Origin of the sequence: Urbifossiella limnaea (assembly GCF_007747215.1) — a bacterium.
In the GTDB taxonomy this organism is placed as follows: domain Bacteria; phylum Planctomycetota; class Planctomycetia; order Gemmatales; family Gemmataceae; genus Urbifossiella; species Urbifossiella limnaea.
In genome coordinates, this window is record NZ_CP036273.1 from 1,194,054 (window position 1) to 1,215,382 (window position 21,329).

The window sequence follows — 21,329 nt, forward strand, 5'->3', positions numbered from 1 at the left end:
TCAGCGGCGGAGACCCGGGCGGGCGCCCGACCCGGCGCGGATCCGCTCCACGTCGCTCTGCAACTTCTCGGACGCCGTCGGCCCGCCGGGGGCGGTCACCTTCGGCCACTGGAAGGAGAAGACCCGTCCGCCCAAACCGGCGAGCCGGCCCGGCTCGATGCCCGCCACCGCCGGCCGGTACTGCACGAGTACGTACTCGGTGGACACGCCGACGGCCTTGCCCAGTTCCCCGGCGCCCGGGAGGCCGGGGGTCAGGGGAAGGACCTCGGCCCGGAGCGTGGTGCCGCCGGGAATGTCGAGCAGGAGCGTGCCGTCCCCGTTCGGCACGGGCGGGCTCACCTTCAGGACGACGGTCGCCAGCCCGGCCCGGCCGCTCTTGTCGTCCGGCCCGACCACCCGGACCTCGACCACCTGTTCGACCTTCACGTCGTAGGCCGGCGACTGGGCCGCGGCCGGGGCGGGCTGGAAGGCCGTGCGCATGACCAGCGCCTGGAACGCCGGCCCGGCCTCGCACGGCACCCAGTAGTGCTTGTGGTCGCGCTTCCGGTGGACGTGCACGGGGCACCGCGGCGGGTCGTAGGACTCGACGAACAGGCCGGGGTCGTGGGCGAATGCCGCGTACAGCTCGTACACGTCCGGCCGGTCCACGACCGGGTCGGCGTGGAAGCTCAGCTGCCGCTGCCGGCCCGAACTCCCGCCGGCGACGAACCCGCTGGTGACGGTCCGCATGATCCCCTCGACCGGGCCGGTGTCGCGGCTCAGCCCGGTGGACGCGCCGAGGGTGCCGGCCACGTCGTCGGTCGTTTGGGCGAGGATGTCGCGGTAGCCGAGATGGACGTACACCTGGTACGTGCGGGCGCGGATCAGGTTGTCGATCGCCTGCTCCGTGTACAGGTCGCACACGGCGACGCGGAACTGGTCGGTGTCGCGGGCGAGCTGCCGGGCGGTACACCCGGCCCCGGCAGCCAGGACCATGGCCCCCAGGAGGAAGCGGAATCCGCGCATGGCTACCCCGCGTCTGAGTCGAACGGCTTGACGAATTTTTCGTCAGGCACGGTCGTGCGACTTGAGCGGATTCTGCCCGTTGCGCGGCCGCGGCTCACTCCGCGGGCCGGCTCATGGCGTTGAGCGCCGTCTTGAGCGCCGTCACGTTCGTGGCCGTCTCCGGCCGGCGGTCGGCGCGGTATTCGGTGTTCGTGGCCGGGTCGGGGCGGATGACCGATCCGTCGAGGGCGACGCCGGCGAACAGCCCGCGGCTGCGCGAGTACGACAGCACCTCGGCCCGCAGCGGCAGGTCCGTCGCCGCCATCGCCTGCCGGCCGACCGGCCCCGCGGCCACGCCGGCGTCGGCGCCGAGCGTCAGCTTGGCCTTTCCTTCCAGGACGCGGTCGAGGCTCTTCTGGTCGCGGAAGACGAGCACCACGTCGGTGGCCTCGACGCCGGCCTGGAAGCCGACCGAGCCGCCGCCGAAGTTCACGAACACCGGGTCGGCCCAACCGTCGGCGGTGCGGGCGAGCGCGACGCCGTGCCCGCCGCTGCCGGCGACGATGAACCCGGCCTTCACGACGCGCGGGATCACGACGACGCCCTTCGCGTCGGCGAGCAGCGTCGGCGGGATGCTCTTGTCCGGGATCCGGGAGAGTTCTGCGAGCACGGTCGTGGCGGCTGTGAGCGTCTCGGTCGGCGGCGGCGCGAGGCGGTCGCGGAGCCGCTCGCGCGGCGGCTGCGCGGTGACGCACGCGGCCCCGGACAGAACGACTGCGGCGAGGAGGAGGCGGGTCATGTCGGGGTCTCCGTTGGGGGTTGCGGTTCGTTGCTCAGGATGTGGCACGAAACGCAGCAACCCCCGGACCGGGGGCGAAGATACTCGCGTATTTCCGCCGGGGGCAAGGTGGACTTGGGCGGGCTGGACGGGCTGGACGGGGTGGACGGGGTGGGCGGGAGTTGGTGCGGTGCGGGTAGGTCGCCGGTGGCGACCTACCCGCACGCGGGTTTTAGTGGTTCAGGTAGCTGTCGTAGTTACAGGGGTTGAACGGGGCGGTGGCGCCGGAGCCGATCACCGGGTGGTTGCAGTTGCCGTGGCCGAGAGCCTTCGGGCCGCACGGGGCGAAGAACGACCGGCACGAGCCGAACACCACGCCCAGGTCCGACCGCAGCGAGCCGCAGCCGTTGTTGCACGGCTGGCCGTACCCGCACTTGGTGCCGAGGTAGCCGCCGGTCGCGTTCATCACGAAGCCGCGGTGGGCGGTGCCGCCGGGGCCGCAGTTCGTGCAGCCGCCGGTGCCGGTCACGACGGTCGTGCCCGGGGCCGGGGCCACGGGCGTGCTCGCCGCGGCGGCCGGCGGCAGGGAGCCGGGGGCGGCCACGGTCGGGGCGGTCGGCCCCGGGGCCGGCTGAGCCACGACCTGCTGCGGGACGACGACCGGGGCCGGGGTCTGGGCCGAAGCCGAGCCGGCGAGCGCGGCGGCGCCGACGACCGCGGCGGCGAGCCGGCCCCAAATCCGAAGACGCATGACGTTCACCTTTCCTTGTCGGGGCGATGCCGCTTCCGTGGCGGCTCACCTCCCCGTTCGGCGGCCGCGGCCCGCGGCGCTCGCCGTTTCGCGCCGCGCCGCCAACGGATTGTGCGCCCGGCGGTGGCGTGGGGGCGGTCGTGCCGCGGGGCGCGCCCGGGCGGCGGCGGCCGGCGGTGCGGGTTGGATCGGCTGGCGCGGTCGGCCGGGGGAATCTCCTTCCGACCGCGACCGGGTCGCGAGTAGCTTCGACGTCCGACCGAGGAGCCGACATGACCCGGGCGCGCGTGACCGTGTGGGCCGTCGTGGTGCTGCTCGCGGGGTGCGGCCGCCCACGGCTGCCGCGGAACGCGGTGGCGCCGCGCGACCGGGTCGAACTGGAGGCGCGGCCGCGACCCGCGTCGTGTCCGGCGCCGACGGCCGGGCGCGGCGGGTGGAACTCTTGACGATCACGCCGATGGGATCGGTTCCGCAGCCGCCACCCCAGGAAGTCGCTGGACCGCCGGCACCCTGACGGGAGTAACGCATGCGCCGCGGATGGTCTCTGCTCGTGCTGCTCTTCGCGGTCGCGGCGGCGGACGCCCGGCCGACCTGGACGGCGACGCCCCGGCCGGCAATTACCGCCTCGTCTTTTGGCACGAGAAGGTGGGCTTCAAGGACGGAAAGGTCGGCCGGTTCTGCACGCTGGTGGCGGTCGTCGCCGGGAAGGACGTCATGATGGCGCTGCCGGCGGTGCCGTTCGACGTGCGCTGAGCCGGCGAGCGCCAGAAACGGGGTGTCGGCCACTCACGGACTCGTCCGCGGTCGGTCCTCCGTGCGGAGGAACGCCCGCAGGTCGGCGAGCCGATCGGTGTTGATCAGGTCCGCGTTGGCGGCGACCAGTTCGCGCCACACGGCCGGCGTCTCGGGTGCCGCCCAGAATCGCACCATGCGGCCCTTCGCGTGCGCCTTTCGGACGAACTCGCGCAGCCGGTCGCGCTCGGCCGTCGGCATCGGCCCCGCCCCGTCCCAGCGGAACTGCGACCCCCAACTCGCGCTCACCCAGGGAACCAACTCGGCCGGCGCGTCGCCGTCCAGATCGGCCGGGCGGCCGTCGATCGCCGCGTGCCGCACCGCGGCCTTCGTCAGCGCCGCGCGGTCGGCGTTGCCGCTGACCACCACCGTCACCGCCTTCCGCTCGGTCTTTCCGTCGCGCGTCGTGGTGAGGACGTCGGCGTAGTCGGCGAGCACCTTCGCCAGCGCGGCGCCGGTCGAAGCCGCGTCGGTCTTCACGTCCACGAGGAGGTAGAACGGCGGGCCGTTGCGATGAACCGATCCGCCGTTGGCGCGGGCGCGGGCGCGGAGTGGGTCGAGGTAGAGCGCCTGGAGCGTGCGGCCGGCCTTCAGCCCGAACGGCGTGTGTGCCACGAGCAGTCCCTCGCGCGTCAGCCACACGTCGGCCTCGACGCTGCGGAAGCCGTGGGCGAGGGCGTCGTGCAGCGGCCGCGGGTGCTCGTAGTCGTTGTGGGCGTGCGCCCGCGGCACCGGCGCGGCCAGCGCGAGCGCGAGGGCGAGACTGGCGGGCATCGGTGCGCTCCGGGGTAGATGGTGCGGCCGGTCGCCACACATGGTACGATTCGCGGCCAGAGAGTAGTAACCCGTCTCGATTCCGGAGCGTGCGTATGCGCCGCGTGATGCCCGTGGTCGTCTTGCTTCTGGCGTGTTCCCCCGCCGCCGCCCAGCCGCGGCCGATGACCCCCGAAGACTTGTGGGCCGTGAAGCGCGTCGGGGCACCGAGCGTGTCGCCCGACGGGAAGTGGGCCGCCGTCGAGGTGACCACCTGGGACGTGCCGAAGGACGAGGGCAGTTCGCAACTGTGGCTCCTCGCCACCGACGGCAGCAAGCAGGTGCAGCTGACGCACACCCCCGGCAAGAACGCCGGCCCGAAGTGGTCGCCGGACGGCTCACTCATCGCCTTCACCAGCAAGCGCGCCGGCGACGACGGCGCCCAGGTGTACGTCATCGCCCCGGCCGGCGGCGAGGCCCGCCGCGTGAGTGACATGCCGATGTCACCGTCCGGCCTGAAGTGGGGCGCCGACTCGAAGACGCTCTACGCCGTCGCCTGGACGTGGCCCGACACCCCGGACGACGCCGGCTACCGCGCCCGCGACAGGGCCGAGAAGGAGAAGAAGGCCAAGGCCGTGGTCATCGACGCCACCGTGTACCGCTACTGGGACCGGTGGCTGACCGACGGCAAGCGGCCGGTCGTGTTCGGCATCGACGTGGCGGGCGGGAAGCACACCAACCTCATGGCGGGGTGCAAGCTCCACCTGCCGCCCTACGAGCCGGGCGCCGACGACTACGACGTGTCGCCCGACGGCAAGGAACTCTGCTTCGTCGGCGACGCGTCCAAAGACCCCGGCCTCGACCCGAACGCCGACCTGTTCGCGCTGCCGATCGGCCGCAAGGGCGAGCCGCGGAACCTGACGGCGGACAACGCGGCGTCCGACACGAGCCCGGTGTACAGCCCCGACGGCAAGTCGATCGCGTTCTTGCGGCAGACGACGAAGTTCTTCTACGCCGACCGCCGCCGGCTCATGCTCCACGACGGCGAGAAGGCGCGCGAGCTGACCGCCGACCTCGACCGCAGCTGTTCGAGCCCGCGCTGGCTGCCCGACGGCAAGCGGATCGCGGTGGAAGTGGAGGACGCCGGCTACGTCCGCATCGCGTTCGTGGGGCTCGACGGCAAGCGCTTCGCCGACGCCACGAAGGTGTCGGAGCGGTCGATCGACTTCGCCCGCGACGTACGGATGGGCGTGTACCTCCGCAACAGCTTCGACGAGCCGCCGACGGTGTTCGCGCACGGCCCCGGCATGAAGGAGCCGCGGCAGCTGTCGCACTTCAACGACGAGCTGGTGAAGTCGTGGAAGCTCGGGAAGGTGGAGAGCGTGGCGATCAAGGGGGCCGACGACGCGGCGGTGCAGATGTGGGTCTTCTACCCGCCGGACTTCGACCCGGCGAAGAAGTGGCCGCTGGTGCAGATGGTCCACGGCGGGCCGCACAACGGCATCATGAGCGAGTTCAGTTTCCGCTGGAACCCGCAGGTGTGGGCGGCGCGGGGGTACGTCGTGGGGGTGGTGAACTTCCACGGCTCCAGCGGGTTCGGGCAGGCGTTCACCGACTCGATCACCGGCGACTACGGCACGAAGCCGCTGGCCGACGTGATGAGGGCGACCGACTGGTTCGAGGCCAAGCCGTGGATCGACAAGAACCGGATGGCGGCGGCGGGCGGGAGCTACGGCGGCTACATGATGGCGTGGCTGAACGGCCACACGGACCGGTTCAAGGCGCACGTGTGTCACGCGGGGGTGTACAGCTACCACAGCCAGATGGCGTCGGACGTGGTGTCGGGCCGGCAGCGGGCGCTGGGGGCGTTCCCGTGGCTGGACATGGAGAAGATCGACCGCCAAAGCGCGCAGCGGTTCGCGGCCAACTTCAAGACGCCGACGCTGGTGCTGCACGGGGAGAAGGACTACCGGGTGCCGGTGACGCAGGGGTTCGAGTACTACAACACGCTGCGCCAGAAGGGGGTGCCGACGCGGCTGGTGTACTTCCCGGACGAGAACCACTGGGTGCTGAAGCCGCAGAACGCGCTGGTGTGGCACCGCGAGGTGTTCGGCTGGCTGGAGCGATTCATCGGTCGCGGCCCGACGCCGTGACCGGTCCGCACGCCGGGCTGTTCTTCGCGGCGCTCATCGTGTTCGTCCCTTCGGCCGCTTCGCGGGCCGCGGCGCCGGCGCTGGGGCCGGCGCAGCCGGGTCCGCGGGCCCCAGCGCCGGGCGTCCCGCCTGCTCCGCCAGCTCCAGGTAGCGCACCTGGCTCCGCAGCGGCGCCTCGCCCTCGGCCGGCTTCACCCGCCGGTAGGTGCCGTCCGGCAGCAGCTCGCGGGCCTTCACGTTGTCCGCCAGCGTCGTCTTCAGAATCTCGTCGATCACCCGCGCCTTCAGGTCCGGCTGCTCGATCGGGAACACCACCTCCACGCGGCGGCTCAGGTTGCGGTCCATCCAGTCGGCGCTGCCGGTGAACACCTCCGGGCTGCCGTCGTTCTCGAAGTAGAAGATGCGGCTGTGCTCCAGGAACCGGTCCACCACCGACGTGACGCGGATCGTCTCGCTCACGCCCGGCAGGCCCGGCCGCAGCGCACAGATGCCGCGGCACACGAGGTGAATCGGCACCCCGGCCTGGCTCGCCTTGTACAGCGCCTTCACGACCGCCGGTTCGAGCAGGCCGTTGAGCTTGGCGAGGATGCGCGCCGGCTTCCCGGCCGCGGCGTTCGCCGCCTCGCGCTCGATCTTCTCGATCATCGACGCCTGCAACCGGCTCGGGGCCACGATCAGCTTCCGCCACTGCGGCAGCTCGGCGTACCCGGTCAGGTAGTTGAACAAGGCCGACACGTCGTCCGCGAAGTCGGGGTTGGCGGTGAAGAAGCCCAGGTCGGTGTAGATGCGGGCGGTCGTCGGGTTGTAGTTGCCGGTGGCCAGGTGGACGTAGCGGCGGATGGTGTTGTCCTCCTCGCGCCGCACCACCAGCGCCACCTTGCAGTGCGTCTTCAGCCCGACGAACCCGAACACCACGTGCACGCCGCTCTTCTCCAGCTCCTTCGCCCACAGGATGTTCCGCTCCTCGTCCAGCCGGGCCTTCAGCTCGATGACCGCGGTGACCTGCTTGCCGCGGTCGGCGGCCCGCTGCAGCGCCCGCACGACCGGCGAGTCGGAACTGGTGCGGTAGAGCGTCTGCTTGATGGCGAGGACGCGGTCGTCTGCGGCCGCGGCCTCGATGAAGTCCACGACGTGCGCGAACGACTCGTACGGGTGGTGGACGAGGATGTCGCGGCCGCGCACCGCCGCCCACGGGCTGAGCGCCTGCGCGAACGCGGCCACCTGGGCCGGCACGAACGGCGGGTCGCGCAGGTCGGGGAAGCCCGGCAGGCCGTACACCTGGAACAGGCCGGTGAGGTCGAGCAGGCCGCGGACCGGGTACACGTCCTCGGGGTCGAGGTCGAGCGCGCTGGTGAGGAACTGTTCCAGGTCGGGGGGGGCGCCGGCTTCGATTTCGAGCCGCACCGCGTGCCCGCGGCGGCGGGCCTTCACCTGGGCCTCGATCGCCTGCAGCAGGTCGTCCACGCCTTCGTCGTCGATCTCGTACTCGCTGTCGCGGGTGACGCGGAAGCACACGGCCTCGCCGAGTTCCATGCCGGGGAACAGGTCCGACAGCTGGGCCTTGATGACGGCTTCGAGCGGCGCGAGGACGTGGAGCGGGCCGCTGGTGCCGTTGCGGGCGGGGTTGCCGCTGGGCAGCGGCACGAACCGCGGCAGCACGGCCGGCACCTGCACCACGGCGTACAGCGGGTCGGCGTCGCCCGGCCGGCGGACGGTGACGGCGAGGTTCAGCGACTTGTTCAGCAGGTGCGGGAACGGGTGAGCGGGGTCGGTGGCCAGCGGCGTGAGCACCGGGAAGATTTCGCGGCGGAACAGTTCGCGGGCGTGCTTCAGGTCGTCGCCGGTGAGCGGCTCGGCCCAGCGGATGACGACGCCCTTCGCCTCCAGCGCCGGCAGCACCTCGTCCTTGAGGACGCGGTACAGGGCGGCGGTCATGTCGCGGACGGCGGCGGCGATCTTCTCGGCCTGCACGACCGGCGGCGTACGGTCGGCGCCACTTCCCTGCGGGACGCCGGCCGCGACCTTCTGCTGGAGCCCGCCGACGCGGACCATGAAGAACTCGTCCAGGTTGGCGCTGAAGATGGCGAGGAACTTCAAGCGCTCGAGCAGCGGGACGGTCGGGTCCTGGGCTTCTTCGAGGACGCGGCGGTTGAACTGGAGCCAGCTCAGCTCGCGGTTGAGGTACAACGACGGGTCGTCGAGGTTGGCGGGGGCGGCGGGGGTCGCGGACATCGGGAATCCTTCGCGGCGCCGGTCGGCGGGCTAACGGGATAATGTACGCCCGGCGGCCGGCGGCGGCGAGGCGGGCCGGGCGATCGGGAATGGCTCTCCCCGTTCGCGCGCCCCCTCGCCTCTGCCCCGTCCTCGTCACTCTTTCCGGTCCACGGTGACGATCACCCGCAGCCCGTCCTCCTCGAAGCGGATGACGCCGGTCAGCCCGCCGAACGACTTCAGCAGCCGGCCGGTGCTGCTCGCCGCGGTCGGGCCGGTCGGCTGGCGCGGGTCGTCGTGCCCGCCGTGGACCGAACACCGGCACGCCCGGCCGTCGGCCGCCAGCTCGTAGGCGCCGCCGTCCGGGCAGAACGGCCGCTCGCCGTACACGCGGCCGACACGGCCCAGTAGCTCGGCCGGCGGCGCCCCGACTGCGGGCCGACGGTCGTTCCACCCGCGGTTCACGTTGGCGAGCATGTCGAGGTTGGCGTGGCACGCGGCCCGGCTTCCCTCGGCCCAGCCGAGGTTGTAGCCCGGCAGCACCGCGTTCCAGTTCTCCGGCCGGAGGCGCAGCACCGCGTGCGCCGGCTCCGTCCGCGGCGGCCGGTTGCCCGCCGCGTGCGCCGCCGCGATGTCCTCCAGGATGAACGGCCGCGTCGTGACGTACAGCCCGTCGCCGATGCGGCCCCAGTAGACGCGCAGCTTCAGCCCCGCGAACGACACCACGGCGCAGCGGATCGTGTGCGGGGCGGGGAAGGGCACGCGGTAGAAGTCGACGTCGCGCCGCCACTCCAGCCCGGTGCCGGTCAGCTGCGACCGCGCGGTCAGGAACAACTTGTCGAGCTCGCCGAGGTACTCGTCCACCACCTTCGCGTCGCGCACCGGGACGGAGATCGACGACGCCCCGAACACGAACCGCACGCCGAGGCCGAGCGACGTGAGGCCCGCCCCCTGGCCACCGCCGAACAGGCCCGACAGGTCCGTGTCGAGCAGCCGCGGGGCGTCGTGCATGTGGAAGCCGACGTGGTCGCCGATGCCGTCGCGGAGGAAGCGGCGGAGCTTGTTCAGGTCGACGCCCGCCGCCTCCAGTTCCTGCAAGTCGTGCGGCGCGAGGCGGAACTCGCGCAGCAGGCCCGGCAGCCACGGCCCCTGCGGCTGTGCCAGCTCGTCGCCCGGCCCGAGGGTCACCTCCTCGTCGCCGGCCGGCGAGACCAGCGCCGCGAACGTCTTCGGGTCGAGCCGCGGCGACAGCCGCTTCGTCGACCCGTCGGCCATGACCACGTCGATCGCCTCGGCGCCGGGCACGACCACGCCCTTGAGCGGGTCGGCCGGGTCGAACGGCAGGTCGTCGGGCTTCGTCCACACCACTGCCCGCGCCGGGTCGGCGGCCACCGCCAGCACGGTGTTCGCGGTGCCGTCGGTAATGTCGGCGAGCGTGACCTTGGCGCGGCCCGGCGGCGACAGCGTGTTCTTCCCCGCCGGCACGACGAACGTGGTCTTGCCGGCGGCGACGAGCGCCGGGTCGTTCGGGTGGTACAGGCGCGGCATCTTGTCGATGAGCTTCTTGTTGTCCGGCGAGTCCCACGGCTCGTCGAGCTTGAACTGCCGGTACAGCGCGTCCTGCTCGATGTACGGCAGGATGGCCACGCGCCAGCTCAGCAGTGCCTTGCCGCCGGGGCCGCGGACGTTCGTCGTGGGGAACTTCGCGTTGGCACTCTCGTAGTTCAGCACGGCGAGGCCAATCTGCCGCAGGTCGTTGTGGACCTCGAACGGCGGCTTCGGCCCGGCGGGCTGCGGCTGCTGCGGCGTGTCGTCCAGGGTGCCCGGCCGGCCGTCGCCCGGGTCGAACGCGCGGAGCAGCTCGCCCGGATCGACTTTCGGCGGCACCACGCGGACGCTGCCGTCGGCGAGGAGGGCGATGAACCCGTTGCCGTCCGGCCGCGTCAGCCCGCGGAGCGGCTGCTTGGAATCGACCGTCAGGTCGGCCGGCCGGCTCCACTCCACGGCGGCGCCGGTCGCCTCCACCGCCAGCACCGTGTTCGACGTGCCGTCGGTGAAGTCGGTGAGCTTCAGCGCCCGGCCGCCCGGCGGGAACGCCGTCCCCTTGCCGGCGGGGCGGACGTAGGGCGTCTTCCCGGCGGCGACCGGCGGCCGGCCGGCGAACACCCGCGGCATCTTGTCGAGCAGCGGCTTGTTGTTCGGCGAGTCCCACGACTCGTCGAGCTTGAACTGGCGGTACAGCGCCTCCTGCTCGACGTACGGCAGGATGGCCACCCGCCAGCTCAGCAGCGCCTTGCCGTCCTTGTCGCGGATGTCGTCCGGCAGCTTCTGGAAGGCGTCGAGGTAGACGTGGAACGCGAGGCCGATCTGCTTGAAATCGTTCGTCGCCTGCGTCCGCTCGGCCGCCCCGCGGATGCCCACCGGCCGCGCGGCCGGGGCGCCGGGCGCCGGGTTTTTCGCCGGCTGGTCCGGCCCCAGGATGTCGAGCATCTGCCGCTTCGGCAGGTGGACCCACACGCCGCCGAGCTCGCGGCGCGGCGTCGGCAGCAGGTCCATCGGCGCCGGCGGGCCGGCGCCGCGCGCCAGCTCGGTGTAAATCGAGTTGTCGATCAGCGGCAGCACCAGCGTTTCGAGCCGGTACTGCTTCGGCGTCAGCGTCAGCCGCACCGCGATCGGGTCGAAGAACGTCCGCCAGTACTGGCTGTAGTCGGCCACGAACCCGCGGTACTCGTCGGCCTCGGCGGCGGTCACCTCGGTCACCAGCCGCTCGACGCACGGGGTCATCGCCTCCACCCGGCCGAACCGCGAGCAGACGCCGGACATGCCGTCGGGCGACAGCGAGTACGTGCCGCCGTCCGGGTGGGCGAGTTCGCCGCGGCCGAACACGCCGGGGGCGCAGTTCGTCTCCGCGAGTTCCTCCAGCGACCGCGGCGCCCGGCCGTGCTCGGTGCGGAACAACAGCGCCGCGTGGCCGATCATGCGGAGGTGGTTGTACGCCATCACCCGCCGCCGCTCGGTCAGCTTCAGCTGCGGGCCGGTCAGCCGGCGGATGAAGGCGTCGGACAGGTAGACGAAGCCGTCCTCGTCGGCGCCGCGGGCCATGCGGGTGCGGACGTACTTGAACTCGGCCGTGTCGCCGAGCCGGCGGGCGGGGCGGCCGTCGGCGGTCTTGCCGGCGATCGTTTCGAGGACGCGCCTGAACGCCGGCAGCGAGTTGCCGCGGACGTGCAGGTCGGGCCGCGGGCTGGCGGAGTACACGTTCACCGCGCCGTCGGGCGTGGTGCGGTGGCTGAACGCCACGCCGACGTGCTCGCCCTTCGCCTCGCCGCCGCCGAGCAGCCCCGCGAGGGTGCCGAGATTCCGGCCGTGGACGAGGACCGTCACGTCGCTCCCTTCGAGCAGGAACGGGTCGCTGCCGGTGACGGCGATGGCGTCGACGCCGAGCTTGTCGATGGCCTCGGGGGTGAAGGCGCCGAGGCCGAGCTGCTTGCGGATGCGGTCGGCCGTCTGCTGCGAGCGGGCGCCGCCGAGCGCCTGCGTGAGGATGTGGCCGGACCACAGCTCCCCGGCGCCGAGCACCTCGTGCAGGCGGACGGCGGAGCGGCACTCGGCGAGGTAGTACTCTTCCGGCACGAGCCCGGCGAGCGGCCCCACGTCGGGCGTCTTGCCGCCGAGCAACTTCTCCCACGGGTGGCTCGGCTGCGTCGGCCCGGCCAGCGTGCTGACGGCCACCTTGCCCTTCGCCGGCTCCTTCGGCTCCGGGGTGCCCGGTCGGCGCGGCCGGTTGGGGTCGGGCTCGCCGCGCATGGTGTCGAGTTGCAGGGTCTCCTGGACGGCGAGGGCGCCGGTGAAGGTGGAGAACAGGTCGGCCCGCGCCCGCCGGCCGCCGTCGCCGAAGAGGTCGCGGAGGCGGTTCGGCGGGTCGACGGCGTTCTGCGCCTCCTGCAACCGGCCGTCGCGGCGGCCGAGCTGGAGGACGACGTACTGGAGGTACGTGTCGCGCGGCGACAGCGCGAGGCGGTCGCGGGCCTCGTCGAACGTCCACGCGGCACCGTCGGCCTTCGGCGGGGGCTGGCCGACGACGCTCGCCGGCCGCAACAGGGCGACGACGGCGAGCACGAACGCCGCCTCGACCGCGACCGCGGCCGCGAACGCGACCCCGGGCAGGGCGGCCCGGCAGCCGCGGGCGAGCAGGTACACGCTCATCGGGAACCCTCCGGGGTGGTGAGTCAGGGCCGCGCGTCGAGCCGCGCCCAGTGGTCGTTCGAGTCGGCGGGCGAGAGCGGGCGGGCGTGGCGGCGCAGCTCCCAGACCGCGGCGCCGTCGCCGGACGCGACCACCAGCGAGCGGCTGTCGGCGGTGAAGGCCACCGCCGCCGGCTCCGCGGGCAGGTCGAGCGAGAAGCGGTCGGCCGCCGCCGCCACGTCCCACAGGCGGACGGCCTTCCCGTCGCGGTAAGCGAGGGTGCGGCCGTCGGGGGCGAGCGCGAACCACGACACCGCGGTCCGCGCCGTGGCGACGCGGGCCACCTCGCGGCCGGAGCCGGCGTCGAGCAGCAGTACGGTGTTGTCGGCGGCGACGGCGAGCGTGCGGCCAGTCGCGTGGTACTCGACGGCGTACGCCCCGCCGCGCAGGCCGCCGAACACGCGGGCGGCACCCGTCGTCACGTTCCAGACGCGCACCGACTGGTCGCCGCCGGCCGACGCCAGCTCGCGGCCGTCGGGCGCGAACGACAGCCCCCACACGGACCGGCTGTGCCCGTCGAGGGTGCGGACGGCGCGGCCCGTCTTCGCGTCCCAGAGGCGGACGCGGCCGTCCTCGCCGCCGGTCGCCACGAGCGTACCGTCCGGCGAGAAGGCGGCCGCCCGCGCCGCGCCGCCGTGCCCGGCGAGCGTGTGCCGCAGGGCGCCGGTTGCGGCGTCCCAGACGCGCACGTCGCCGTCGTAGCCGGCCGCGGCGAGCAGCTTGCCGCCGGGGGCGAACACGACCGCCGAGCCGCCGCCGGGGAAGGCGCACTTCGCCACTGCGGTCCCGTCCGCCTTCCAGACGCGCACCTCCGCCCCCGGGCCGACCGTGGCTAACGACCCGGCGGACGCCGCGACGGCCAGCACCGCGGAGCCGTGCGCCAGCCGCACCGGCTCCGCGACCACGGCCGGCGCGCGAGGCGCGTCCGGCGGCGGTGGTTGCCGGTCGAGCGCGAGCACGCCGCCGACCACGGCCAGCCCGACGACCGCGGCGAGCGGCCAGCCCCAGCCGAGCCGCGGTTCCACTGCGAGCGTTGCTACCGCCGGCGTCACCGTCCCGCCGACGGCCGCGAGCGTGACGCGCGCCAACTCGGCCGGCACCGCGACCGCGGCGCGGGCGCTCAGGAGCGTGGTCAGCCCCGCGACGGAGCAGCCGACGCCGCGGCGGGCCAGGCGGTCGCGTAGTAGCGCCTTCGCCCGCGCCAGCCGGCCGTTCACCGTGCCTTCCGGCCAGCCGAGCAGCCGGGCGGCCTCCTCGCGGGAGCGGCCCTCGACGCAGCACAGCACGACGGGGTCGCGGTAGCGCGCCCCGAGGCGGTCGAGTTCGCCGTCGAGCACGGCGGCGATGTCGTCCCAGTCGTCGGCGGCAGGGGTGTCGGTGGGTCGCATCAGGGCGGCCTTTCTCTCGCGGGCGCGCCGGCGGGCCTCGCGGGTCCGGGCCTTCAGCGCCACCCGCACGGCGGTGCCGTGGAGCCACCCGGCGACGGACCGCACCCCGCGCAGCGCGGCCGCCCGGCGCGACAGGACCAGGAACACGGCCTGGAAGGCGTCGTCGGCGTCGGCCGCGTTGCCGAGCAGCCGCCGGCACACGCCGAGGACCATCCGCCCGTGCCGGGCCAGCAGCTGGGCGAAGTCGGCTTCGCCGTGCGTGGCGGCGAACGCGGCGAGGAGTTCGCCGTCGGTGGGGCCGTCGGCGGCGCCGGGGGCGAGCCGGCCCCACAGGAGCTGTGCCGCGGTCGTGCGGTCGGTGGCCATCGCCCCTCCCCGTGGTGCCCGCCAGGATGTGCCCGCCGCCCGGCTGCGGCGTACAGAATATTCCGAAGTTTTTCCCGCGGCGCGAACGGCTTGGCGCCGCTGCGATGCTTAAACGACGCCGGTGAGGTGGAACACGGCGATGACCACGCCCACCGCCGCCGTCTTGATGAGCGTGATCGCGAAGATGTCGGCGTAGGCCTGCCGGTGCGTCAGCCCGGTGACGGTCAGCAGGGTGATGACGGCCCCGTTGTGCGGCAGCGTGTCCATGCCGCCGCTGGCCATCGCCGCCACCCGGTGGCAGACTTCCAGCGGAATCCCCGCCGCGTGGGCGTTCGCTACGAACGTGTCCGACAGGGCCGCGAGCGCGATGCTCAGCCCGCCCGACGCCGAGCCGGTGATCCCCGCCAGCGTCGTAACCGTGACCGCCTCGTTGACGAGCGGCCCCGGCACCGACGCCAGCGCGCCCGCAATCACACGGAAGCCCGGCAGCGCCGCCACGACCGCGCCGAAGCCGTACTCGGACGCCGTGTTCAGCGCCGCCAATAGTGCCCCGCCGACGGCCGCCCGCGAGCCCTCCGCGATCCGGCCCGTGACCGGCCGCCACGCCAGCACGAACACGCTCCCGATGCCGACCAGCAGCGCCCCCTCCACGGCCCAGATGGCGGCAAGTTTCGACACGTCCTGCGTCGCCGGACCGAACGCCGCCGCCGGGCCGTACCCCGCCGGGATGGCGGCGGTGAGGACGCGGTTCAGCACGCCGACGAGCACGAGCGGCAGCACGGCTAGCATCGGGTGCGGCAGCGGGCCGCGGTCGAACGGCGCGGGCTCGTTGAGCGGGGCGGCGCCGTAGCCCTCGCCCGCGGCCCGCGCCCGGCGGCGGCGCCAGTCGAGGTAGCCGAGGCCGGCGACGAGGATGAAAGCCGCGCCGACGACGCCGAGCCACGGGGCGGCGTAGGCGGTCGTGCCGAAGAACGCGGTCGGGATGAGGTTCTGGATCTGCGGCGTGCCCGGCAGCGCGTCCATCGTGAACGAGAACGCCCCGAGCGCGACCGCCGCCGGGAGTTGCCGCTTCGGGATGTCGGCCCGGCGGTACAGCTCGGCGGCGAACGGGTACACCGCGAACACCACCACGAACAGCGACACGCCGCCGTACGTCAGCACGGCGCAGACGAGGACCACGGCGAGCGTCGCCCGCCGCGGGCCGACCAGCGCGAGCACCGCGGCGACGATCGCCTCGGAGAAGCCCGCCAACTCGACGACCTTCCCGAAGACGGCGCCGAGCACGAACACCGGCAGGTACAGCTGGAGGAACCCGGCGAGCCGCTCCATGTACACGCCCGTGAACGCCGGCGGCACGAGGCGCGGGTCGGTGAGCAGCACGGCCCCGAGCGCGGCGACGGGGGCGAACAGGACGACGCTGTGGCCGCGGTAGGCCACCACCGTCAGGAACGCCAGTGCCGCCAGGACGATCACGACGCTCATGGTCCTGCGCCGCTCCCTTCTTTGCCCGCGATCACGCTGGTTCGCCGGGGGGTATCGTCCTGTTAGGCCGGGGCGCAAGCCCCGTCGGAGATCAGACACCCGACGGGGCTTGCGCCCCGGCCTAACAGGACGCTGCACCGCACCAGATACGACACGAATTCAGTCCGCCCGGGGGGCGGGCATGTACAGCGATACCGTTCGCGGCAGCGGCGTGAACCAGCCGGCCCGGACGCCGGCGGCCTGGAGCCCGCGGCCGACCCAGCAGTTGCACGTGTTGAAGGCGTGGTACGAGCCGTGCGCGTGGTAGAAGGCGTCGGTCGGGCCGTACGCCCCCGGGTGGATGCGCTCGAAGCGGCCGCCCGCGTCACGGCGGAACGTGCCCAGGACGTGATCCACGAGGCGGCGGTACTGGTCGTGCGACAGCCGGACCGTCCTTGCACCAGCGGGGCGGGAGTCGTCGTCCCACATCTCGACGTGCACGCACGTCGGGGACGGCCAGAACATCGCGCGGAACACGGTCCCCGCCTTCAGGTCGGCGTAGGTCCGGGTGTCGACGTAGAACTCCTTGTTGCCCCAGCCGAACGCGACGCGGGTGGCGCGGCCGGTGTCGCCGGCGAAGTCGGCCGCGGGCAGGAGCGGGCGCCAGTCCATCGTCGCGTTGCGGAGCGGCAGCACGAGGTCGGCGTGGATCTCGGTCGAGGTGACCGTGACCTCCACGCCGTCGGCCGTGGGCGCGAAGTCGTTGTTGACCGGGATCAGGCCGATAAGCGCGGCGAGGAGGTAGAGGGCCACCGCCGCCACGAACAGCTTGCCGCCGCGGAGAAGGGCGCGGCCGACCCGGCCGCGGAGACTGCGGCGCGGCCCGGGGGCGGTCTCGGTCGGGGGCGGTTCCACGGGTGCTCGACCTCAATTCCCACCAGCCAGGACTACGCCAGAGTCGAAAGTCGACACTCGCCGTCGGCCAGCGCCTCGATCTCGGCCCGCATCGCCCGCTTCTTCCCGCTACTCGACGGGGATCGACTCCGAATCGTAGGTCGGGCCGAGTCTCCGAGGCTCGACCTACGAAACTGTGTGTTTGGCCCCGGGGACTCCCCGCCGGTCCAACTCGGTGAGGAGGGAACCGACTCCACTGAGAAAGTCGTGAAGCCGCACGCGGCCCTGGTTGGTCGTCTCGACGACGTGCCACTGGAGGATCGGGTTGTACCACACTCGGGTGACCTCTACCCACCCGATGCGGCGCCCGGCCCGCCACGGCGACCGGGTCCGAATGCCGGACTCGTCGAACTCGAGCCGGACCCCGAACACCTCCAGGTAATAGGACAGGACGAGGGCGGAGAACAGGAGAACGATTCCGGCGCCTTCGAGCGGGTCATCGGTCGGTTGGGTGACCGAGAGCACCACCACCACGACCCACAGCACCCAGAACGCACCGGCCGAGACTTTCACAGGCCGGCCGTACTCCAACAGGCTGGTGCCGCCGCGGACCTCGGCTGTGCGGCGCGCCGTGGCCGCGATCACCGCCACGCCGATCAGCCCGCCGACCGCCGCCGCTGCCGCGGGCAGGAGCGCGAGTGCGTCACCCATCGAATCCCCTTCCTGCCGAGTTGCCAGCTTTGCGACCTACGCCACTCCTGCCAGCCGCTGCACACCGTCGGCCAGCGCCTCGATCTCGGCTCGCATCGCCAGCTTCTCGCGCCACTCGGCCGGGATCGCGTCCGCGCCGTAGTACGCGCCCGCCAGCTGGCCGTACACCGCGCCCGTCGTGTCGGCGTCGTCGCCGAGGTTCACCACCTTCAGGGCGCCGTCGCGGAACGTGTCCGTCGCCGCGAACGCCCACAGCGCCGCCTCCAGCGTGTGAACCACGTAGCCGCTGCCGCTCACCGCCGACTCGGCCTTCGTGCGGAACGACCCGGCCGCCACCGCCGCCACCTTCGGAGCCAGCGGCTCCGCCGCCCACAGCCCCGGGACCGGTTCGAAGTTCGGCGCCAGAAGCTCATCCTTCGACCGGCCCTGAATCGCCCCCACCAGCAGGCCGCCGTAGTAGCGGCAGGCGTCCACGCACTCGGCGGCGCCGTGCGTGGTGCGGGAGCTGTCGCCGGCGCGTTTGACCGCAAGCGCCGGGTCGGCCGCGAACGCCAGCGGCGCCGGCGCCAGCCGCATCAGGCTGCCGTTGCCCGCCGCGCCGGGGTCGGTCGAGCCGCTGTCGGCGCGGCCGTGTACCTCGAACCGCCGCAGCGCCCCGGCCGTCGTGATGCCGATGTCGAAGCAGTAGCCCTTCACGCTGAACTTGCCGTCCTTCCACCAACTCAGGTAGCGCGTCAACTGGTCGATGGGGTCGAAGCCCTGCTTCAGCACGAGGCTCTCGGCCAGGCACAGGGCCATGCTCGTGTCGTCGGTCCACTCGCCGGGCTTCATCTGGAACGGGCCGCCGCCGACCATGTCGGTCAGCGGGGCGAAGGAGCCGCGGGCGCGGAACTCCAGCGTGGTGCCGAGGGCGTCGCCGGCGGCGAGGCCGAGCAGGGCGCCGCGGTAGCGGTCGGATGCGGTCATCGGTCGGTCCTCCTCACCCGCCGCCGGACGGCGGGCGGCTCGCCGGGAGCGATTGAGTGAGCGTGGTCACCGCCGCGCGCTGCTTCGCGGTCACGAACGCCCGCGCCTTCGCCACCCGGGCGCGCGTGGCGTCGCGGTCGCGGACCATCGCCAGCGCCGCGGCGGTGATGCGGGCGCCGTCGCGCTCCTCGTCCAGGTCGAACAGCCAGTCGCCGAGGCCGACGTCGCGCCACATCCGGCCCTTGCTCGTCTGCTCGGCGAACCGGCAGTGGATCGCGGGGACGCCGTTGCCGACCGCCATGATCGGCGAGTGCATGTCCATGCTCACCAGCCCGGCCGACCGCGCGTACACGGCCACCGCCAGGTCCGTCAGCCAGTAGTGCTCGCGCCACACCACCTTCGCCCGCACGTCGGCCGGCAGCGGGTCCACCAGCAACTCCTTGCCCACCGCCATGTGGCTCTTGTCCTCCGGGCACACCAGCACCTTTAACCCCGCGTCGCGGACCAGCGCCACCAGCGCGGCACGAACCTTCGCGTGGTCGGCCTCCTTCAGCCGCTGGTTCGTGCGGTCCTTCTCGCGGTCGGCGTCGGTCATCGGCGTGTTGCGGATCAGCCAGTACGGCGTGAACCGCAGCCGCGGGATGAAGCACACGAACGACTCGCCCCACAGCCCGGCCGCACGCAGGTACGCCTCCGCGCCGGCGTCGTCGCGGATCGTCGTGCTGAAGGCCGCGTCCGGGGCGAAGTCGATGACCGGGCAGGCCAGCTTCGCCTGCCGCGCCCACTCGACCGAGCCCGAGTCGCGGAGGTACAGGAAGCGGGCGCCGTCGAGGGTGGCGCGGGTGGCGGCGTCGGCCGCGCCGAGGGTGATGCCGAGGACGCCGTAGGGCTTCTTCGTCGCGTCGCGCCACTCGGCCACCTGCCGCCCGCCGACCAGCGACGGGCCCGACCCGTGCAGCAGGAAGTCGCAGCGGTCGAAGGCCGCGCGGCGCGCCTCGGCCGTGTCCGCGAACCGCAGCGCGGGGAAGTGCTTCTGCAGCATCGGCTTCACCCCGTCGCCGAGGTTCCCGGGCCACAGCGTGAGTTCGACACCCGGAATGAGTTCGGTGAGGAGCGCGACCATGCCGGGGGTGTGGCCGATGTCGCCGATGTTGACCGTCTGCCACGCCGAGCGGAGGAGGACGCGGGGGGTTCGGCGCTCCTGCGCGGCCGCGGTGACGGCGGCGGCGAGGCCCGGGAGCGCGGCGAGGAAACGGCGGCGGGAGGGGGCCATACGGCACCGCGGGAAAGGGGTGCCGACAGGATACACCGGAAGACGACAAAGCCCACCCGGGGCGGGTGGGCTTCGCGTGCGGGGCGGTTACTTCTTGCCGCCGCCGTTGCCCCACGGGCCGGCCTTGCTGCGGTCGGCCTTCTCGGCGGTCCTCTCCTCGCGGGCCGGCCGGGCGTCCGGCCCGCCGCCCTTGCCCGTCATCCCCGGGCCGCCGCCGGTGCCGCCGAAGCCGGGGAAGCCGCCCTTGCCGCCGCCGCCACCGGCCATCGACCCGCCCTTGCTGCGCCCGCTGCCGGCCTCCGGCGTCTCGCCGTTCTGGATGGCGATCAGCCGGTCCACTTCGGCCTTCGTGGCGGTCACGCGGATCAGCTCCAGCGGGGCGATGAAGCCGTCCTCGTTGGCGTCGAGTTCGCGGAACTCCGCGACCGTCTTCCCGCCGACGGACCGCCACTCGTACATGTTGATCTGCCCGTCCTTGTCCTGGTCGTACTCGGCGAACCAGTCCGGCAGGCCGGGCGGGAGCTTGCCGTAGCGGATGCCGACGTTCGAGAAGTCGTCCTTCTTCTCCTCGCGGCGGCCGCCGAACCCGCCGGGGCCGCCGAACCCGCCGCCCTCACCGGTGCCGCGGAAGTCGTTCCCGAACTGCGGCTGGCCGGTGCCGCCGCCGCCGGCGAGGCGGAGTTGCAGCGACTTGTACTCGTCCAGGCTGACGAACCCGTCGCGGTTGGTGTCGTAGTCGTTCCACATGCCCCGGGTCCGCTCGGAGGCCTCGTCCGGGGATAGCTTCCCGTCGCCGTCGCGGTCGCCCATCTTGAACCGCCGCTCGATCTCCTCCTCGGACGAGCCGCCCTTCCCGCCGAAGCCCTGCCCGCCGAACCCGCCCTGCTGCATCGGGAAGCCACCCTGCTGGCCGAAGCCGGGCTGGCCGAAGCCGGGCTGCCCGCCGGGCTGACCGAAGCCCTGCTGCCCGCCGGGCTGCCCGCCGCTCATCTTGGCGCGGGCCAACTCCTGGTTGCGGGTGGCGAACTGGAGGAACTGGTCCTTGGTCATCACCCCGGACTCGGGGTACGGCTGCGTCCCCATCCGGTCCGAGATCATCTTGCTCATCGCCCGGGTGTCGGGGGAGATGCGGCTGAAGTCGACATAATCGGTGCCGCCGGTTTGCTGGAGCAGTGTGGTCCACTGGCTCTCGGGGTCGAAGCCGCCGCGCCGGCCACCACCGCCGCCGCCCTGGGGAAAGCCGCCCCCACCCTGGGGAAAGCCGCCGCCGGGCTGTTGGAAGCCGCCGCCTTGGGGGAAGCCGCCTCCGCCTTGGGGGACGCCGCCGCCGGGTTGAATCTGCATCCGGAAGCCGCCTCCGCCTTGGGGGAAGCCGCCCCCACCTTGCGGGAAGCCACCGCCGCCCTGGGGGAAGCCGCCTCCGCCCTGCGGGAAGCCACCGAAGCCACCCTTGCCGCCCTTACCGCCGCCGGGCTGGCCGGCGATCGGACCCATGGTGAACAACAGCATTCCGAGGACGAAAAACGCCCCGCTGACGCGCGCGCACATGGCCGACCCTCCGGGGCGCACAGCCCCTACTCACGATCCTAAACTCCATCCCCCG

At 73.1% G+C, this 21,329-nt stretch carries 16 protein-coding genes; 3 read left to right on the plus strand and 13 right to left on the minus strand.

Going from position 1 to position 21,329, the window contains the following annotated elements:
- From ETAA1_RS04805 to ETAA1_RS04815, 3 genes are all read right to left on the minus strand, one after another.
- A complete protein-coding gene (locus ETAA1_RS04805; protein ID WP_145234797.1) occupies positions 1–1,005 on the minus strand; it encodes a hypothetical protein in 1,005 nt (334 codons plus the stop codon).
- A gap of 94 nt (positions 1,006–1,099) precedes the next feature.
- Entirely contained in the window at positions 1,100–1,783 is a 684-nt protein-coding gene (locus ETAA1_RS04810; RefSeq protein ID WP_145234799.1) for a lipid-binding SYLF domain-containing protein, read from the minus strand.
- A 211-nt stretch (positions 1,784–1,994) separates the two neighbouring features.
- Entirely contained in the window at positions 1,995–2,513 is a 519-nt protein-coding gene (locus ETAA1_RS04815) for a hypothetical protein (protein WP_145234800.1), read from the minus strand.
- Positions 2,514–2,785: 272 nt separating this feature from the next.
- On the opposite strand from ETAA1_RS04815, the gene ETAA1_RS31490 reads away from it, so the two are divergent.
- Both ETAA1_RS31490 and ETAA1_RS04820 read left to right on the plus strand, forming a co-directional pair.
- Complete coding sequence (locus ETAA1_RS31490; RefSeq protein WP_202920666.1) at positions 2,786–2,959, plus strand: hypothetical protein; 174 nt, start codon at positions 2,786–2,788, stop codon at positions 2,957–2,959.
- 91 nt (positions 2,960–3,050) lie between these two features.
- Positions 3,051–3,266 (plus strand): hypothetical protein, encoded by a 216-nt coding sequence (locus ETAA1_RS04820; protein WP_145234802.1) that lies wholly within the window; start codon positions 3,051–3,053, stop codon positions 3,264–3,266.
- 33 nt (positions 3,267–3,299) lie between these two features.
- On the opposite strand, the gene ETAA1_RS04825 is transcribed toward ETAA1_RS04820, so the two are convergent.
- Positions 3,300–4,079 carry a phosphatidylinositol-specific phospholipase C/glycerophosphodiester phosphodiesterase family protein gene (locus tag ETAA1_RS04825; protein WP_145234804.1) on the minus strand — a complete coding sequence of 260 codons (780 nt, stop codon included), beginning with the start codon at positions 4,077–4,079 and terminating at the stop codon, positions 3,300–3,302.
- Between the two features lie 95 nt (positions 4,080–4,174).
- On the opposite strand from ETAA1_RS04825, the gene ETAA1_RS04830 reads away from it, so the two are divergent.
- On the plus strand, positions 4,175–6,211 hold the full coding sequence (locus ETAA1_RS04830; protein WP_145234806.1) for a S9 family peptidase: 2,037 nt from the start codon (positions 4,175–4,177) through the stop codon (positions 6,209–6,211).
- 33 nt (positions 6,212–6,244) lie between these two features.
- On the opposite strand, the gene ppk1 is transcribed toward ETAA1_RS04830, so the two are convergent.
- The 9 genes from ppk1 to ETAA1_RS04875 form a co-directional block, all read right to left on the minus strand.
- Complete coding sequence (gene ppk1, locus ETAA1_RS04835; RefSeq protein ID WP_145234808.1) at positions 6,245–8,443, minus strand: polyphosphate kinase 1; 2,199 nt, start codon at positions 8,441–8,443, stop codon at positions 6,245–6,247.
- A gap of 135 nt (positions 8,444–8,578) precedes the next feature.
- Positions 8,579–12,628, minus strand: a complete 4,050-nt coding sequence (locus ETAA1_RS04840) for a DUF1559 family PulG-like putative transporter (protein ID WP_145234810.1) — start codon at positions 12,626–12,628, stop codon at positions 8,579–8,581.
- A gap of 23 nt (positions 12,629–12,651) precedes the next feature.
- The gene (locus tag ETAA1_RS04845) at positions 12,652–14,421 is read right to left on the minus strand and encodes a sigma-70 family RNA polymerase sigma factor (RefSeq protein ID WP_145234812.1); all 1,770 of its coding nucleotides are present in this window, start codon (positions 14,419–14,421) and stop codon (positions 12,652–12,654) included.
- Positions 14,422–14,529: 108 nt separating this feature from the next.
- Positions 14,530–15,903, minus strand: a complete 1,374-nt coding sequence (locus ETAA1_RS04850) for a GntP family permease (protein ID WP_145234813.1) — start codon at positions 15,901–15,903, stop codon at positions 14,530–14,532.
- Positions 15,904–16,062: 159 nt separating this feature from the next.
- The gene (locus tag ETAA1_RS04855; protein ID WP_145234815.1) at positions 16,063–16,797 is read right to left on the minus strand and encodes a TIGR02117 family protein; all 735 of its coding nucleotides are present in this window, start codon (positions 16,795–16,797) and stop codon (positions 16,063–16,065) included.
- A gap of 165 nt (positions 16,798–16,962) precedes the next feature.
- Positions 16,963–17,487 carry a hypothetical protein gene (locus ETAA1_RS04860; RefSeq protein WP_145234817.1) on the minus strand — a complete coding sequence of 175 codons (525 nt, stop codon included), beginning with the start codon at positions 17,485–17,487 and terminating at the stop codon, positions 16,963–16,965.
- A 36-nt stretch (positions 17,488–17,523) separates the two neighbouring features.
- Positions 17,524–18,453, minus strand: a complete 930-nt coding sequence (locus ETAA1_RS04865) for an ADP-ribosylglycohydrolase family protein (RefSeq protein ID WP_145234819.1) — start codon at positions 18,451–18,453, stop codon at positions 17,524–17,526.
- A 13-nt stretch (positions 18,454–18,466) separates the two neighbouring features.
- Positions 18,467–19,726, minus strand: a complete 1,260-nt coding sequence (locus tag ETAA1_RS04870; RefSeq protein ID WP_145234821.1) for a polysaccharide pyruvyl transferase family protein — start codon at positions 19,724–19,726, stop codon at positions 18,467–18,469.
- A gap of 87 nt (positions 19,727–19,813) precedes the next feature.
- Positions 19,814–21,274, minus strand: a complete 1,461-nt coding sequence (locus tag ETAA1_RS04875; protein ID WP_202920667.1) for an EF-hand domain-containing protein — start codon at positions 21,272–21,274, stop codon at positions 19,814–19,816.
- Positions 21,275–21,329: the final 55 nt, after the last annotated feature.